Source organism: Citrobacter europaeus (assembly GCA_020099315.1).
Classification (GTDB): domain Bacteria; phylum Pseudomonadota; class Gammaproteobacteria; order Enterobacterales; family Enterobacteriaceae; genus Citrobacter; species Citrobacter europaeus.
The window spans coordinates 733290-749955 of the sequence record CP083650.1 but is presented as its reverse complement, the minus strand read 5'-3'; the positions used below and the strand labels follow the sequence as shown (position 1 = coordinate 749955).

13 protein-coding genes are annotated in these 16666 nt (G+C 53.4%); 6 read left to right on the top strand and 7 right to left on the bottom strand.

Annotated features, from left to right (window positions below; genetic code table 11):
* Positions 1-58: 58 nt before the first annotated feature.
* Positions 59-721 (top strand): carbonate dehydratase, encoded by a 663-nt coding sequence (gene can, locus LA337_03520; protein UBI16779.1) that lies wholly within the window; start codon positions 59-61, stop codon positions 719-721.
* Between the two features lie 190 nt (positions 722-911).
* On the top strand, positions 912-2246 hold the full coding sequence (locus LA337_03515) for a hypothetical protein (protein UBI16778.1): 1335 nt from the start codon (positions 912-914) through the stop codon (positions 2244-2246).
* 38 nt (positions 2247-2284) lie between these two features.
* On the opposite strand, the gene hpt is transcribed toward LA337_03515, so the two are convergent.
* Positions 2285-2821, bottom strand: a complete 537-nt coding sequence (hpt, locus tag LA337_03510; protein UBI16777.1) for a hypoxanthine phosphoribosyltransferase — start codon at positions 2819-2821, stop codon at positions 2285-2287.
* A 203-nt stretch (positions 2822-3024) separates the two neighbouring features.
* Between hpt and LA337_03505 the strand changes: the two genes are divergently transcribed.
* A complete protein-coding gene (locus LA337_03505; protein ID UBI16776.1) occupies positions 3025-5415 on the top strand; it encodes a glucose/quinate/shikimate family membrane-bound PQQ-dependent dehydrogenase in 2391 nt (796 codons plus the stop codon).
* 34 nt (positions 5416-5449) lie between these two features.
* On the opposite strand, the gene LA337_03500 is transcribed toward LA337_03505, so the two are convergent.
* Together LA337_03500 and cueO are read right to left on the bottom strand one after the other, a co-directional pair.
* The gene (locus LA337_03500) at positions 5450-5971 is read right to left on the bottom strand and encodes a hypothetical protein (GenBank protein UBI16775.1); all 522 of its coding nucleotides are present in this window, start codon (positions 5969-5971) and stop codon (positions 5450-5452) included.
* A 121-nt stretch (positions 5972-6092) separates the two neighbouring features.
* Positions 6093-7709: a multicopper oxidase CueO gene (cueO, locus tag LA337_03495; GenBank protein UBI16774.1), complete on the bottom strand. Its 1617-nt coding sequence runs from the start codon at positions 7707-7709 to the stop codon at positions 6093-6095.
* Between the two features lie 153 nt (positions 7710-7862).
* Here cueO and LA337_03490 point away from each other — a divergent pair, with 153 nt between their 5' ends.
* Complete coding sequence (locus LA337_03490) at positions 7863-8210, top strand: YacC family pilotin-like protein (GenBank protein UBI16773.1); 348 nt, start codon at positions 7863-7865, stop codon at positions 8208-8210.
* A 33-nt stretch (positions 8211-8243) separates the two neighbouring features.
* Here LA337_03490 and yacL read toward each other — a convergent pair whose 3' ends face one another.
* Positions 8244-8606 (bottom strand): protein YacL, encoded by a 363-nt coding sequence (yacL, locus tag LA337_03485; protein UBI16772.1) that lies wholly within the window; start codon positions 8604-8606, stop codon positions 8244-8246.
* 174 nt (positions 8607-8780) lie between these two features.
* On the bottom strand, positions 8781-11378 hold the full coding sequence (acnB, locus tag LA337_03480; GenBank protein ID UBI16771.1) for a bifunctional aconitate hydratase 2/2-methylisocitrate dehydratase: 2598 nt from the start codon (positions 11376-11378) through the stop codon (positions 8781-8783).
* 448 nt (positions 11379-11826) lie between these two features.
* Here acnB and LA337_03475 point away from each other — a divergent pair, with 448 nt between their 5' ends.
* Positions 11827-13413 carry a DUF3300 domain-containing protein gene (locus LA337_03475; GenBank protein ID UBI16770.1) on the top strand — a complete coding sequence of 529 codons (1587 nt, stop codon included), beginning with the start codon at positions 11827-11829 and terminating at the stop codon, positions 13411-13413.
* A gap of 10 nt (positions 13414-13423) precedes the next feature.
* The gene (locus LA337_03470; protein UBI16769.1) at positions 13424-14218 is read left to right on the top strand and encodes a DUF2950 domain-containing protein; all 795 of its coding nucleotides are present in this window, start codon (positions 13424-13426) and stop codon (positions 14216-14218) included.
* A 65-nt stretch (positions 14219-14283) separates the two neighbouring features.
* Here LA337_03470 and traT read toward each other — a convergent pair whose 3' ends face one another.
* Both traT and lpdA read right to left on the bottom strand, forming a co-directional pair.
* Positions 14284-15015: a complement resistance protein TraT gene (gene traT, locus LA337_03465; GenBank protein UBI16768.1), complete on the bottom strand. Its 732-nt coding sequence runs from the start codon at positions 15013-15015 to the stop codon at positions 14284-14286.
* 194 nt (positions 15016-15209) lie between these two features.
* Positions 15210-16634 (bottom strand): dihydrolipoyl dehydrogenase, encoded by a 1425-nt coding sequence (gene lpdA / locus LA337_03460; GenBank protein ID UBI18395.1) that lies wholly within the window; start codon positions 16632-16634, stop codon positions 15210-15212.
* Positions 16635-16666 lie beyond the last annotated feature (32 nt).

Genomic DNA, 16666 nt, shown 5'->3' with positions numbered 1-16666 from the left:
GCTGGAGTTACCCTATATTAGCCCATCGAATTTATCTGGCTTCGGGTCGTACAACTCCATGAAAGACATAGATACACTCATCAGCAACAATGCACTATGGTCAAAGATGCTGGTAGAAGAGGATCCCGGATTTTTTGGCAAACTCGCGCAAGCGCAAAACCCGCGCTTTCTGTGGATTGGCTGCTCTGACAGCCGCGTACCAGCCGAACGCCTGACCGGCCTTGAGCCTGGCGAACTGTTTGTTCACCGTAACGTGGCCAACCTGGTGATCCATACCGATCTTAACTGTCTTTCTGTCGTTCAGTATGCCGTTGATGTTCTGAAAGTCGAGCATATCATTATTTGCGGCCACTACGGATGCGGCGGCGTCCAGGCAGCGATTGAAAATAAAGAACAGGGGCTGATTGATAACTGGTTACTGCACATCCGGGATATCTGGTTCAAACATAGCTCACTGTTGGGCGAAATGCCGCAGGAACGTCGCATGGACACCCTGTGCGAACTCAACGTCATGGAGCAGGTATATAACCTGGGCCATTCAACCATCATGCAATCCGCGTGGAAGCGCAGCCAGAAAGTTACCATTCACGGCTGGGCGTATGGTATTCACGACGGGCTGCTGCGCAATCTGGAAGTGACCGCCACCAACCGCGAAACACTGGAGCAGCGTTACCGCTCGGGAATTGCCAATCTCAAGCTCAAGCATGTGAATCATAAATAACGTTCTTAAGCGCACATTCGGTGCGCTTTAATATATTCTTAATTATGCGCTCGCATAGCATTTTCATGTTTCCTGTCACGTAACCCTCTAACTCTTTTAGCTTACAGTCCTCCCACCGCAAAGAGATTGTTTCTTTGAATTTTTTTCCTTAATAAAGCAATTCCATCCAATATAAGCAATGGAGTAAAAGATGACGACCAAACCGGTAAAAGCATTTAAAATTATGGGTGCCAGGACCAATAATACCAGTACGTGGCTGTATGCCAGAAAAAAGATCGTAGCGCTGGACAGCAGCACGCTAGAACCGATAGACATTCAGTGGCGATATGAAAATGAAACAAATACTATCACAGCTAAATATTTTACCGATACCGATCCCAACCAGCGTATTATTGCCACCCTGAATAATGAAACGGTCATCCTCAATATTGCCAATATATCAAGTAATGGAGATGCTGTTGTTGCCATCAAAAATAATGGACAGGTGACATCCTGGGGAGGTGTAGCGAGAGGAGTATCACCTGACGACACTAAAAATCATAATATTCGTTTAGCCGCTGGCACAGACCAGGTCCTGTTAGCCGTTAACGGCGAGAATCAGGTGGTTGCTTGGGGCAGCAATGCGAAAAATGAACTTAATGTCCCGGATAATATACAAGAACTGGATATCCAGCAGGTCAAAGGAGCCGCTGACGCCATTTGCGCTCTTGGGAAGCAAGGGAACATCGTCACCTGGGGCGCAGACGCCTTTTTACCTCCGGCAGATATCGCCTCGTTAACGGATGTCAAAAACATCTATTCGGGCTTTGATTTTGCCGTATTAAGAAATACCGGACAGGTAGCGTCCTGGGGAAACAGAACTACTCCCATGCCGCCAGATATTGCCGCCATGACCGATATAGTCGATGTTGCAGCTTCAGGTTATGGATTCGCCGCCATCCGGGAGTTTAAAGTACGCAAAGTAGTGAGTTGGGGAAACTATCAAAGTGGCATGGATCTCCCCGACGAAATTGCCGCACTGGAGGATATTGACGACATAAAAGGGTCTCTTACATTTTATGCTGCGCGGCGAGCCAATGGCTCTGTCGTAGCCTGGGGGGAGAGTGGTTATGGTTGCGAGCAGGTTCCCCCCGACATCGCCGCCCTTACCGACATTGTCGATGTCCAGGTGGCCGGTGAAACCGCCGTCGCCGTTTTACGCGAAAACGGCACCGTAATGGCCTGGGGCGGCCCCACCTCGGGTAAAGTTCCTGAGGGGTTGAATAATGTGGTCGCCCTCTCCGGGATTCGCGGCGCCTTCGCCGCGCTGAAAAGCGACGGCACCGTCACCGGCTGGGGGATCTACACCACCGCAGGGCTGGAAGAACAGTTAACCAACGTGTGCGGCGTTTATTCCAACGGCAACAGTTTCTGCGCAATCAAAGAAGACAACACGGTGGTGGTCTGGGGCGAACAGTGGTATGGAGGTAGCATGAATGACCTGCCTGACGATTTGCAGGGCCATATATCCTACGTAGCAGAATAAAATAGTCTAAAACCGCGCCGGAATGGCGCGGTTTATCATTACTCGTCCAGCAGCACCACTTTGCCAACGTACGGCAGATGGCGATAACGCTGGGCATAGTCAATGCCGTAGCCGACAACAAACTCATCTGGAATAGAGAATCCGATAAACTCAACCGGAACATCCACTTCGCGACGGGAAGGTTTATCCAGCAGCGTACAGATAGCCAGGGATTTCGGCTCGCGCAGGCTCAGAATCTCACGCACTTTAGACAGCGTGTTGCCGGAGTCGATGATGTCTTCGACAATCAGCACGTCCTTGCCACGAATGTCTTCATCCAGGTCTTTCAGGATTTTAACATCACGCGTGGTAGACATGCCGCTGCCATAGCTGGATGCAGTCATGAAATCGACTTCGTGGGAGACATGCACTTCACGGCACAGGTCCGCCATAAACATAAATGAGCCGCGTAACAGACCAACCAGCACCATATCGCTGCCGCTGTCCTTATAACGTTCGTTAATCTGACGTCCCAGTTCAGCAATACGCGCTTTGATCTCCGCTTCCGGGATCATGACTTCAACAGTATGTTTCATATCTCTAACCATATGATTTAAAAACAAATCACTTAATGCTTACTTTTAATAAGCCAGCATCTAAGCGCAAGGCACGCAGTATACCAGCAAAAGCATTCATACGCGGCATCTGTTGATAAAGTTCATAATGTGACAATGGTCACGCGTTTTAGCTCCTATAATTAACTGCTATTAAAGAAATAACACATGTGATGGTATTTTTTATGGCAAATAACAACGTACGTTCTCAACGGCTTATCGTGACCCTGAGCGCCGTGTTCGCGGCACTTTGTGGACTGTATCTCCTGATTGGCGGAGGCTGGCTCGTCGCCATTGGCGGCTCCTGGTATTACCCGATCGCGGGCCTCGCCATGCTCGGTGTGGCGCTTCTGTTATGGCGCAGTAAACGCTCTGCCCTTTGGCTGTATGCCGCCCTGCTTCTCGCCACCATGATTTGGGGCGTATGGGAGGTCGGCTTTGATTTCTGGGCGCTGACGCCGCGTAGCGACATCCTGGTCTTCTTTGGTATCTGGCTTATCCTGCCTTTCGTCTGGCGTCGCCTGATTATCCCTTCCAGTGGCGCAGTAGCGGGGCTGGTGGTGGCCCTGCTGATTAGCGGCGGTATCCTGACCTGGGCTGGCTTCAACGACCCACAAGAGGTTCACGGTATGCTGAGTGCTGATGCCACCGAGGCTGAGGCTATCTCTCCGGTTGCCGATGAAGACTGGCCGGCTTACGGTCGCAATCAGGAAGGTCAACGCTACTCTCCGTTGAAACAAATCAACGCAGACAACGTTCATCAGTTGAAAGAAGCCTGGGTATTTCGTACCGGGGATTTAAAACAACCCAACGATCCCGGTGAAATCACCAATGAAGTTACGCCCATAAAAGTAGGCGATACCCTTTTTCTGTGTACCGCCCACCAGCGACTGTTTGCCCTGGACGCGGCCAGCGGTAAAGAGAAGTGGCATTTCGATCCTCAACTTAATACCAATACCAGCTTCCAGCACGTAACTTGTCGCGGCGTTTCCTATCATGAAGCCAGACCGGATACGGCTTCAGCAGAGGTGATGGCCGACTGTCCGCGCCGTATCCTTTTACCGGTCAATGATGGGCGACTGTTTGCATTGAATGCCGAGACCGGCAAGCTGTGTGAAACCTTCGCCAATAAAGGCATTTTGAATCTGCAGACCAATATGCCGGATACCACGCCGGGTCTGTATGAGCCAACGTCACCGCCCATCATCACTGATAAAACCATTGTGATTGCCGGGTCGGTGACTGATAACTTCTCCACCCGCGAAACCTCCGGCGTTATCCGTGGCTTCGATGTGAATACCGGTAAGCTGCTGTGGGCGTTCGACCCAGGCGCCAAAGATCCTAATTTCATCCCTTCGGATGAACATACCTTCACCTTTAACTCGCCGAACTCCTGGGCGCCTGCGGCCTACGACGCGAAGCTGGATCTGGTATATCTGCCCATGGGCGTCACCACGCCGGATATCTGGGGCGGTAACCGCACACCGGAGCAGGAACGTTATGCCAGCTCCATCCTGGCGTTAAATGCCACTACCGGGAAATTGGCCTGGAGCTATCAGACCGTTCACCACGATCTGTGGGATATGGACTTACCGGCGCAGCCAACTCTGGCGGATATCAACGTCAACGGAGAGAAAGTTCCGGTCATTTATGCCCCGGCAAAAACCGGGAATATCTTTGTGCTCGATCGCCGTAATGGTGAACTGGTGGTGCCAGCCCCGGAAAAACCGGTGCCGCAAGGGGCAGCCAAAGGTGATTATGTCAGCAAAACCCAGCCGTTCTCCGACCTCAGCTTCCGTCCGCATAAAGATCTCAGTGGCGCGGATATGTGGGGCGCAACCATGTTTGACCAGCTGGTGTGCCGTGTAATGTTCCATCAGTTGCGCTATGAGGGCATTTTTACCCCACCTTCAGAGCAGGGCACACTGGTGTTCCCGGGTAATCTCGGCATGTTCGAATGGGGCGGCATCTCTGTTGATCCTAACCGTCAGGTCGCCATTGCCAACCCAATGGCGCTGCCGTTTGTTTCGAAGCTGATCCCACGCGGTCCCGGCAACCCAATGGAACCGCCAAAAGACGCCAAAGGTACAGGCACGGAGTCCGGTATTCAGCCGCAATACGGCGTACCGTTCGGCGTAACGCTCAATCCGTTCCTTTCACCATTTGGCCTGCCGTGTAAGCAGCCAGCATGGGGTTATATCTCCGCGGTGGACCTGAAAACCAATCACGTGGTGTGGAAAAAACGTATAGGTACGCCACAAGACAGCATGCCGTTCCCAATGCCGGTTCCGGTGCCGTTCAATATGGGGATGCCGATGCTGGGCGGACCTATCTCCACCGCGGGGAACGTGCTGTTTATCGCTGCGACGGCGGATAACTATTTGCGTGCGTACAACATGAGTAACGGTGAAAAACTGTGGCAGGGCCGTCTGCCGGCCGGTGGTCAGGCAACGCCGATGACCTATGAAGTGAACGGTAAGCAGTATGTGGTGATTTCCGCTGGGGGCCACGGCTCATTTGGTACGAAGATGGGCGATTATATCGTGGCATATGCCTTGCCGGACGACGCGAAGTAAAATGGAAAACGCCCGCTATTCAGCGGGCGTTTTTTTATTCAAACTTCAGTGACAGTAACGACGCTTTTGCGGCTTCCTGATACTGAGCCACCAGATCTTTGGTCATATTGAAGGAGACCTGCACCGCTTTCTCGTTTTGCGAGGTAATCAGCAGCATATTGAGAATTTCAGTATCCGGCGCTTGAGAACGGAAGGTAATCAGCCACGCTTTATGTCCGTCAACCGTGACAGGTTCGGCCTGCGGGTTGAAGTTGGTCAGCATTTTCAGTGTCGCATCCTTTGCCACATCCAACTGAGCGGCAGGCAACGCGTTGCGCCCGGCGGTAATACCTAAAGACGCCTTACCGCGTTCGTCACCGTAAATCACCTGTGGACGGTTTTCAGAAGGGTATTTGATTTTTGCCATTTCGTCCGGCATCGGCGTGAGCGTCTGCGGAATTTCAAGGCTTAAATTCAGTTTTGAAATCTGTTGGCGTTCCATCTTCATCGCAGCCTGTGCCGAAACAGCCAGAAGCATAATAAAAGATGCCGTCAGTATTTTACGCAAAAGGGTCATGAATACCTCGTGATGAGTGATTAACCTCATCAGTATATGCATGCTTCTACTGGACGATAGGGTAATAATCCGTTTTTGGAATAAACATTTAGCGGATAGCGCCACCGCTATCCGCCGCTGTTTATACGGTAAAACCGAGCATCATCCCGGTGTCTTCATGCTCTAACAGATGACAATGCGCCATATAGGCATGCTCTTTTGGCGCGTCGTGGTCAAACTTCACCAAAACCTCACTCACACCGCCTTCTACCCGTACCGTATCTTTCCATCCCGCGCGGTGCGCGGCAGGCGCTTTGCCATTTTCAGACAAAATGCGGAACTGCGTGCCGTGAATGTGGAACGGATGCAGCATCATGTCGCCCTGACCGGAAATCACCCAGCGCTCATGCTGCCCCTTCGCCGCGGCAAACATCGGTTTATTCATATCAAACGCCTGGCCATTAATCCGATTGGCATTATGGAAATCGAATGTTCCATGCTTCATGTTGCCCATGTCGCCATGCTGCATATTCCCCATCTCACCGTGGTTCATATTGCCATGATTCATATTCCCGTGACCCATATTGTCATTGTTCATATGGCCCATCATTTTCCCATGATCCATACCCGCCATAGCCTGAGCGCCGTACTTCTTCATCAGCATTTGCATGCCCATCATGTCGAGCATCGGATCCATAGACAATTGCAGTTTTCGCACCGTCAGCTCCTCAAGCGATGGCAGCGCGGGCATAGACGTCAGCGTATCCGGCAGCGTGCCGGAAGCGGTAATCAGCAGCGGCTGAACGCGCATCACTGGGTGCGGCTTATCAAATGGCGCAATCGCCATGCCCATCTGGCTGACAGGCAGAGTGACCAGATCAAATGCTTTACCGTCGCTCACATCCACCAGCACTTCGAAGCGTTCGCCCATCAGCATAGGTAGTTCGGTCACTTTTACCGGCTCCGCTAACAGTCCGCCATCGCTGGCAATAACGTACAAAGGACGATTGTCGCTGGCTGCAATATTCAATGAGCGCGCGTTACAACCATTCAACAGACGCAAGCGCAGCCAGCCGCGCGGTGCCGCATGCTGAGGATAAATCGCCCCGTTGGTCAGCAGCGTATCGCCAAACCAGCCGACGGCAGCGGTCATGATGTCGAGTTGATAGTTAACCTGACCATCAGCAGAGAACTGTTTGTCCTGAATAATCACCGGCACATCATCAATGCCCCACTGCTTAGGCAGCAGCAGCTTGCGAATCTCTTCATCTTCAATCAACACGAGTCCGGCCAGACCCATCGCCACCTGGCGACCAGTCTTCCCATGCTGATGCGGGTGGAACCAGCAGGTTGCCGCGCGCTGATCCGGCGTGAAGGTCACTGAACGTTTCCCGCCCGCCGGGATAATGCCCTGCGGCCCACCGTCGACCTCTCCGGGGATTTCCAGCCCGTGCCAGTGCAACGTCGTTTCTTCGGCAAGCTGGTTGTGGATATCCACCGTGACCGCCTGCCCTTTGCTCAGCTTGACCGCTGGCCCGAGCAAGTTGCCGTTATATCCCCATGTGGTGGCGGTTTTACCTGCAAAGCTCGACTGCCCGGCTTGTGCAATCAACTGAATGCGATTAGAAGCATCGGCGGTTAACAGGTCTGGAATGGGTAATGCGGGACGGTCTGCGGCGAATACGCTCCGGCTCCACAAAGGTAACGCTGACGCGACGCCCAGCGCCACGGAGTACTTTAAAAAATCACGACGTTGCATAATCACTTCCTTATATTCAGCAGCTTAAGCAGGCTATCTTTTAAGCATAAGCCTTCCCCTTACGGGAAGGTCAAGTGAACGGCTAATAATAAAGGTCGTCGCTTCGCTCGCAGTGTGCTAACGTTTAAATTCCGTGATGCAGTGGTAGAAGCAATGAAGACGTTTTTCAGAACAGTTTTGTTCGGCAGCCTGATGGCCGTATGCGCAAATAGCTACGCGCTGAGTGAGTCCGAAGCCGAAGATATGGCCGATTTAACGGCAGTTTTTGTTTTTCTGAAAAATGACTGTGGATACCAGAATTTGCCTAACGGGCAGATTCGTCGCGCACTGGTCTTTTTTGCCCAGCAAAACCAGTGGGACCTGAGTAATTACGACACCTTCAATATGAAAGCGTTGGGTGAAGACAGCTACCGCGATCTCAGCGGTATCGGTATCCCAACGGCAAAAAAATGCAAAGCGCTGGCGCGTGACTCGTTAAGCCTGCTGGCGTACGTGAAGTAACAGGCATAGCGGAGCCCGCTGGCTCCGCATGAATTAACGCTGTTGCACAAATTCACGATATGCGGCCACGACCTGAAGAAAATCCTCTACGCCGCAAAGTGAAAAGCTCTCTTCGTCGTAGTAGTTCATCCCTTCTTCCATTTCATCTCCGGTGAACTCCAGCTGATTAGCACGAACCATCACCTCTTCACCATCCAGCCAGAGCGTGTATTCATGCCCTGCTCGCTGCCAGGAGCGCTCACTGCCCTTCACCGCACGCGCCGCCTGTTCCACTTCATCCAGTAAGGCCAGGTTCTCTTTCACTTCTTCATTAAACCAGTGCCCCACCACCTCGTGGCCCATGGACATACGCACTTTTACCACCCCGGTAATATCGCGCAGAAATTCGTAATCCATAATGTCTTCCTCTGCTCCCGGCAATGCGCCAATACCGCATTGCGCCTTGCTGTAATTATCGCAGCAGCGCGGCAGAAAAAAAGCGTAGCGGGTATAAGGAATAGAAATAAAAATGCCCGGAGAAGCAGACTTCTCCGGGCATTGATGCGTTTTTAGACAAAACGCGTTAGCGCATTACACCGCGGTCTGGAAAATCACACCATCGGCTTTCTCGGTGTATTGAGACAGCTGGTCGAAGTTCAGATAACGGTAGGTATCTACGGCAGTTTTATCCACCTGCGCCACATAGGTCTGATACTCTTCCGCCGTCGGCAGTTTACCAATCAGCGCCGCAACCGCCGCCAGCTCAGCAGAAGCCAGGTAGACGTTCGCTCCGGTACCTAAACGGTTCGGGAAGTTACGGGTAGAGGTGGACACTACCGTTGCGCCGTCAGCCACACGCGCCTGGTTGCCCATGCACAGGGAACAGCCCGGGATCTCAATACGCGCGCCGCTCTTACCGAACACGCTGTAATAGCCTTCTTCGGTCAGCTGTGCCGCATCCATACGGGTTGGCGGCGCCACCCACAGACGCGTCGGCAGTTGGCCTTTATGCGCATCCAACAGCTTACCGGCGGCACGGAAGTGGCCGATGTTGGTCATACAGGAGCCGATGAACACTTCGTCGATCTTCTCGCCCTGCACGTCAGACAGCAGGCGCGCATCGTCTGGATCGTTCGGCGCACACAGGATTGGCTCTTTGATATCCGCCAGATCGATGTCGATCACCGCCGCATATTCTGCGTCAGCATCGGCTTCCAGCAGCTGCGGATCCGCCAGCCATTTTTCCATCCCCTGCACACGACGTTCCAGCGTACGGCGATCGCCATAGCCTTCAGCGATCATCCACTTCAGCAGCACGATGTTAGAGTTCAGATACTCAACGATCGGCTCTTTATTCAGTTTGATGGTACAGCCGGCAGCGGAACGTTCAGCGGAGGCATCGGTCAGTTCGAACGCCTGCTCGACTTTCAGATCCGGCAGACCTTCGATTTCAAGGATGCGGCCAGAGAAGATGTTTTTCTTACCTTTCTTCTCAACGGTCAGCAGACCCTGTTTGATCGCGTACAGCGGAATGGCGTGTACCAGATCGCGCAGGGTAATACCCGGCTGCATTTTGCCTTTGAAACGCACCAGAACGGATTCCGGCATATCCAGCGGCATCACGCCGGTCGCCGCGGCAAATGCCACCAGACCGGAACCCGCCGGGAAGGAGATACCAATCGGGAAACGGGTATGGGAGTCACCGCCGGTGCCGACGGTATCCGGCAACAGCATGCGGTTCAGCCAGGAGTGGATAACGCCATCGCCCGGACGCAGCGACACGCCGCCACGGTTCATAATGAAGTCCGGCAGCGTATGGTGCGTGGTCACGTCAACCGGCTTCGGATACGCGGCGGTGTGACAGAAGGACTGCATCACCAGGTCAGAAGAGAAGCCCAGGCATGCCAGGTCTTTCAGTTCGTCACGGGTCATTGGGCCGGTGGTATCCTGAGAACCCACGGAGGTCATCTTCGGTTCGCAGTACGCGCCCGGACGGATACCTTTCACGCCGCAGGCGCGACCCACCATTTTCTGTGCCAGAGAGAAGCCGCGGCTGCTTTCCGCCACGTCTTTCGCCTGACGGAAGACGTCTGAGTGCGGCAGGCCCAGCGCTTCGCGCGCTTTAGTGGTCAGGCCACGACCGATGATCAGCGGAATACGGCCACCGGCGCGCACTTCGTCGATCAGCACGTCGGTTTTCAGCTCAAAGCTTGCCAGCAGTTCGCCGGTTTCGTGGTTGCGTACTTCGCCCTTGAACGGGTAAACGTCAATCACGTCACCCATGTTCATGTTCGACACATCCACTTCGATTGGCAGCGCGCCCGCATCTTCCATGGTGTTGAAGAAGATAGGTGCAATTTTACCGCCGAGGCACAGACCGCCGCCGCGCTTGTTCGGCACATGCGGGATATCATCGCCCATGAACCACAGTACGGAGTTGGTAGCGGATTTACGCGAAGAACCGGTACCGACAACGTCACCCACATAAGCCAGCGGGTAGCCTTTTTTCTGCAGTTCTTCGATCTGTTTGATCGGACCTACCGCGCCCGGCTGATCCGGTTCGATACCTTCACGGGCGTTTTTCAGCATCGCCAGCGCGTGCAGAGGGATATCCGGGCGAGACCATGCGTCAGGAGCCGGAGAGAGGTCATCGGTGTTGGTTTCACCGGTCACTTTGAAGACGGTAACGGTGATTTTTTCAGCCAGAGCTGGACGGTTCAGGAACCATTCGGCATCGGCCCAGGACTGCATTACCTGCTTCGCATATTCGTTGCCCGCTTTGGCTTTTTCTTCTACATCGTAGAAGTTATCGAACATCAGCAGCGTTGAAGAGAGCGCTTTGGCGGCAATCGGCGCCAGTTTTGCATCGTCAAGCGCGTCAATCAGCGGATGAATGTTGTAACCACCCTGCATGGTGCCCAGCAGTTCAATGGCTTTTTCTGGCGTAACCAGCGGGGAGGTAGTGTCGCCTTTCGCGACGGCAGCGAGAAAACCAGCTTTAACATACGCGGCTTCATCTACGCCAGGAGGAACGCGGTTGATCAACAGGTCTAACAGGAATTCTTCTTCGCCCACAGGCGGGGTCTTCAGCAGCTCGACAAGTGCGGCCATTTGGGTTGCGTCTAAAGGTTTTGGCACAATCCCCTGGGCAGCACGCTCAGCTACGTGCTTACGGTATTCTTCTAGCACGACGATATCTCCTCGCTCTCATTGTCATAATGCGGCGCTTTTGTAGATGGGCGATTCTCTTCACGCTCCTGTGAGACAGTAGTTAGTAGGGTAAATGCCCGGTACCGCATAAGGCACAATAACAGGATTTTCATTAAGTGTTAATCCGTTTACAAAAAAGCAACATAAAAAATTGGCTGAATCGTTAAGAATGGTATAGCGACAAGGCGGGAGGCCATTAAGGCTACCTGAAACCGCCCTGAAACGGTTGATTTTCAAGCGTGACCTGCTGAATATTCCAGCGACTTTTCAGCCATCAGATATAATTGTGTAATAAATCTTCACACTCTTTTTCCGGACCTGCCGGGTGAATCCCCAATAAAAGTCAAAACTGTCTAACACGGGTGAATAATACTCGCGGCAACAGGAACGCCTCACGGCACAGCACTTGTCTCGTTGGAGTCATTTTATGAAGTTGCCCTTTAAGCCACACCTGCTTGTCCTTCTGTGCAGTGCCGGGCTGTTTGCCGCCTCTGGCGTGATGTTCGTTAAAAGTCGCGCAACGGAGCCCGCAGCTCCAGCCCCCGTCGCACAACAACCGTCAGCGCCGGCTCCGGCTCCCGTAGAGGCCCCTGCCCCAGCCGCCCCAGCACCTGCTGCAACACCTACGTACACGGCGGCACAAATCGATCAGTGGGTTGCGCCTATCGCGCTCTATCCGGATTCACTGCTGTCGCAGATTTTGATGGCCTCAACCTACCCGGCCAACGTCATCCAGGCCGCGCAGTGGTCAAAAGACAACCCCAAAATGCAGGGTGATGCCGCCATTCAGGCCGTTGCCAGCCAACCCTGGGATCCCAGCGTGAAATCACTGGTCGCATTTCCGCAACTGATGTCGCTGATGGGTGAAAATCCGCCGTGGGTACAAAGCCTGGGCGATGCTTTCCTTGCGCAGCCGAAAGATGTTATGGATTCCGTGCAACGCCTGCGTGCGCTGGCGCAACAGACCGGTGCGTTGCAATCGACACCGCAGCAGACAGTCACCACGAGTGTGAAAAATGTGCCTCCTCCTCGTACCCAAACTCAAGAAGGAGTAACAGTTCAATCGACGGCCCCACCGGCTCCAACGGTAATCAAAATTGAATCCGCCGATCCACAGGTAGTGTACGTTCCCACCTATAACCCGAATACGGTTTACGGTACCTGGCCGAACACCGCCTATCCGCCAACCTATCTGCCGCCAACGCCCGGTGAGCAGTTTGGCAACAGCTTCGTGAACGGTTTAGGCTTCAGCCTCGGTGTTGCCACAACCTATGCCATCTTCAGCAATATCGACTGGGATGACGACGATCACCATCATAACGATGACTGGGATAACCATGGCGGTTATAACCGCAATGGTGATAACAACATTAATATCAACGTTGATAACTTCAATAAAATCAGTGGACAACGGCTGACGGACGCTAACCGTACCTGGCAGCATAACCCGGCCTATCGCGAGGGCGTGCCGTACCCTAACAACCAGCTTAATAACCGCTTTCACCCCACTAACACGGCAACGGGTTTAAGCTCAACCCAGCAAAGACCGGTCAACCGTGATAGCCAGCGTCAGGCAGCCCTGAGCCAGATGGAAAAATCAACGGGGAAAACATTCCCGCAGACGGCGCGTCCAGGCACGAAAGACGCCCAGCGTCAGGCATCCAGCCAACAGCTGAAGCAAATTTCCCAGCGTAATAACTACCGGGGTTACGATACCAAACCGCAAACGGCGAAACGGGCGAACACTCAGCAGCGCGAAAATCGCCAGGCCGCGACCCAACGCCAGGAGAAACGGATCACGCAACCAGCGCAGCAACGCAATGTGCAGCAGCGTAATCTTCAACAGCGGACCAGCCAGCCACGCGCTAATGCACTGAGCGGCAACGACAGTCGCTCCGCCAGTTGGCAGGCGCAGCAGCAGCGAGGTGCTCAAAGCAGACAGGTCGCCCGCAACCAGCCATCTCGCCAGCTTTCCGGCGGTCGTGCTGAACACCGTGAATTCCGTCATCGTTAAGGGAGCCGACATGAAAAATAAACTACTCAGTGGAATGGTGTTGTTCATGGTTTCGGCCACCGCGATGGCACAGCAATCCTTCAGTACGCCAGACCAGGCGACCGATGCCCTGGCAAGCGCTATCAGCGAGCAAAATGAAAGCGCGATGAACAACCTGCTTGGGGAAAACTGGCGCGAGTTTCTGCCGCCGGAAGGCGTTGATCCTGATGCGGTTGATCGCTTCCTGCGAGACTGGAAGGTTCGCCATAACACCATCGTCGACGGCAATACCGCGCATCTGGTGGTCGGGGATAGCGACTGGCAACTGCCGATCCCCGTTGTTAAAACCGCTTCTGGCTGGCAATTTGATATCAAGGAAGCGGCGGAAGAGATCCTGACTCGTGAGATTGGGCGCAACGAACTTTCCGCGATTGAAGCATTACACGCCTATGTAGATGCTCAGCAAAGCTACTTTGCGATGAACCAAAAATACGCGCAAAAGATTGTCAGTTCTGAAGGGAAAAAAGACGGTCTGTACTGGCCTGTTTCGCCCGGCGAAGCCCCCAGCCCGCTAGGCCCGGCCTTTAGCCCACCGGAGCCAGGTACGGGCTATCACGGCTATCATTTCCGTATCCTTCCCGATAAAGCCAGCGGCTTTGCGATGGTTGCCTGGCCCGTCAGCTACGATCACACCGGTGTCATGAGTTTTATCATTAACGGTGAAGACAAGGTCTACCAGGCGGATCTTGGCGAGGAGTCGCAGCAGAAAGCTCAGGCGTTAACCGCATACCATCCGGATAAAAACTGGCAGCCCGTAGCACCCTGATCCCCAGAGGCGAAAAGTTAGGAGGCCGGGTAAGGCGAAACCGCCACCCGGCAACTTTCAACAGATTACAGGATGTTAGCGACGGATTTCGCCAGCTGCGCTTCGAGAACCGGTTTCGCTTCTTCGAACTTCAGATTCACCTTGTTAGCATTCGACACCACGCGGGTCTGGTATTTTGCGCGATCGCCCTGCGCGCTGCTGGTTTGCAGCTTAATGCCAGACGTGCCCTGACGCAGAGCGGCAACGTTATCCGTTGTCACTTTCGCTTTGCTGCGCTCAGAGATTTGCAGGTCGGTAACCATGGTGTAGTTCACATCCTCCACCATAGCATCAGCAGCCATACCGATCAGTCCCGCCGCCAGGCCAACACCCAGCGCCGCACCGGAAGAGTTACTGTTATAGGCGGTAATCCCCGCACCCAACGCAGCGCCCACCGCCGCCCCTTCGTAGCCGGTCTTCAGGAAGCCCTGAGCTTCGCGCAGATCCATTTTGTCTGCTTTCAGTACGTTCGCCTGCACCCAGTAGTAGGCGCTGTCCGGTGAACTGGTCACTTTATAGCCCTTCGCGGACAAATCGTTTGCCAGCAGGGTTTGCAGGTTGCTCATGTCTTTATCAGAAGTGTTTTTTACCTGAATGTAGACGGTCTTCTCGCTGGAAGGCTCCAGCCAGATGGTTTCGCTCATCTGCGTTTTCACTTCGAGGTTACGTTTTTTAACGGCAGTGGTCATCGCGCCACAACCGGTCAGCGTCATTGTCGCGACAACCATGCCAACAACCGCGATTTTTTTTAAAGACATGTATTTTCCTTTTTTCGTGTAATAGAGAGTCCAGAGCCTCTTCTCCGTGCAGCCAGTAGCCACACAATGGCGAAAAAAGTATCGGCAGTTGCGCAGTTTTTTTTAGTGGAAATATCAATAACATGACTACCAAAACTGGTAGCTTTCAGGCAAAAAAAACGCCTCCGAAGAGGCGTATTCACAAAAGCGGGAGATTACTTTTTCTTCGCTTTCGGATTTGGCAGGTCGGTGATGCTACCTTCGAAGATTTCTGCCGCCAGGCCCACGGACTCGTGCAGAGTCGGGTGAGCGTGGATGGTCAGCGCGATGTCTTCAGCGTCACAACCCATTTCGATCGCCAGACCGATTTCGCCCAGCAGCTCGCCGCCGTTGGTGCCGACAATCGCACCACCGATAACACGGTGAGATTCTTTGTCGAAGATCAGTTTGGTCATACCGTCTGCGCAGTCAGAAGCGATAGCACGGCCCGAAGCAGCCCACGGGAAGGTGGCGGTTTCGTAGCTGATGCCTTTTTCTTTCGCTTCTTTCTCAGTCAGGCCAACCCATGCAACTTCTGGTTCAGTGTAGGCGATGGATGGGATAACTTTCGGATCGAAGTAGTGTTTCTTACCGGCGATAACTTCAGCGGCAACGTGACCTTCGTGAACACCTTTGTGCGCCAGCATCGGCTGACCGACGATATCGCCGATAGCAAAGATGTGCGGAACGTTGGTGCGCAGCTGTTTGTCAACGCGGATGAAGCCACGGTCATCAACTTCCACGCCAGCCTTGCCCGCATCGAGGTTTTTGCCGTTCGGTACACGACCGATAGCCACCAGCACCGCATCGTAACGCTGAGCTTCAGCAGGCGCTTTTTTGCCTTCCATGGAAACGTAGATACCGTCTTCTTTCGCTTCAACGGCGGTCACTTTGGTTTCCAGCATCAGGTTGAATTTCTTGCTGATGCGTTTGGTGAAGACTTTAACCACGTCTTTATCGGCAGCCGGGATAACCTGATCAAACATTTCAACCACGTCGATCTCTGAACCCAGCGCATGGTACACGGTACCCATTTCCAGACCGATGATACCGCCGCCCATTACCAGCAGGCGCTTAGGAACAGTTTTCAGTTCCAGAGCATCGGTGGAATCCCACACGCGCGGGTCTTCATGCGGAATGAATGGCAGTTCGATCGGACGGGAACCCGCCGCGATGATCGCGTTGTCGAAGTTGATCACGGTTTTGCCGTTTTCGCCTTCAACTTCCAGGGTGTTAGCCCCGGTAAATTTACCCAGACCGTTAACCACTTTCACTTTACGGCCTTTGGCCATACCAGCCAGACCGCCGGTCAGTTGAGTGATAACTTTTTCTTTCCAGGTACGAATCTTGTCGATATCGGTTTTCGGCTCGCCAAAAACGATACCGTGTTCAGCCAGCGCTTTGGCTTCTTCGATAACTTTTGCTACGTGCAGCAGCGCTTTAGAAGGGATACAGCCGACGTTCAGACAAACACCACCGAGGGTGCTGTAACGTTCTACGATGACGGTCTCCAGACCTAAATCTGCGCAACGGAAGGCAGCAGAGTAACCTGCAGGGCCTGCCCCAAGTACCACGACCTGAGTTTTGATTTCAGTGCTCATCATGACCTCTTAATTTATACCCGTCGTCCACC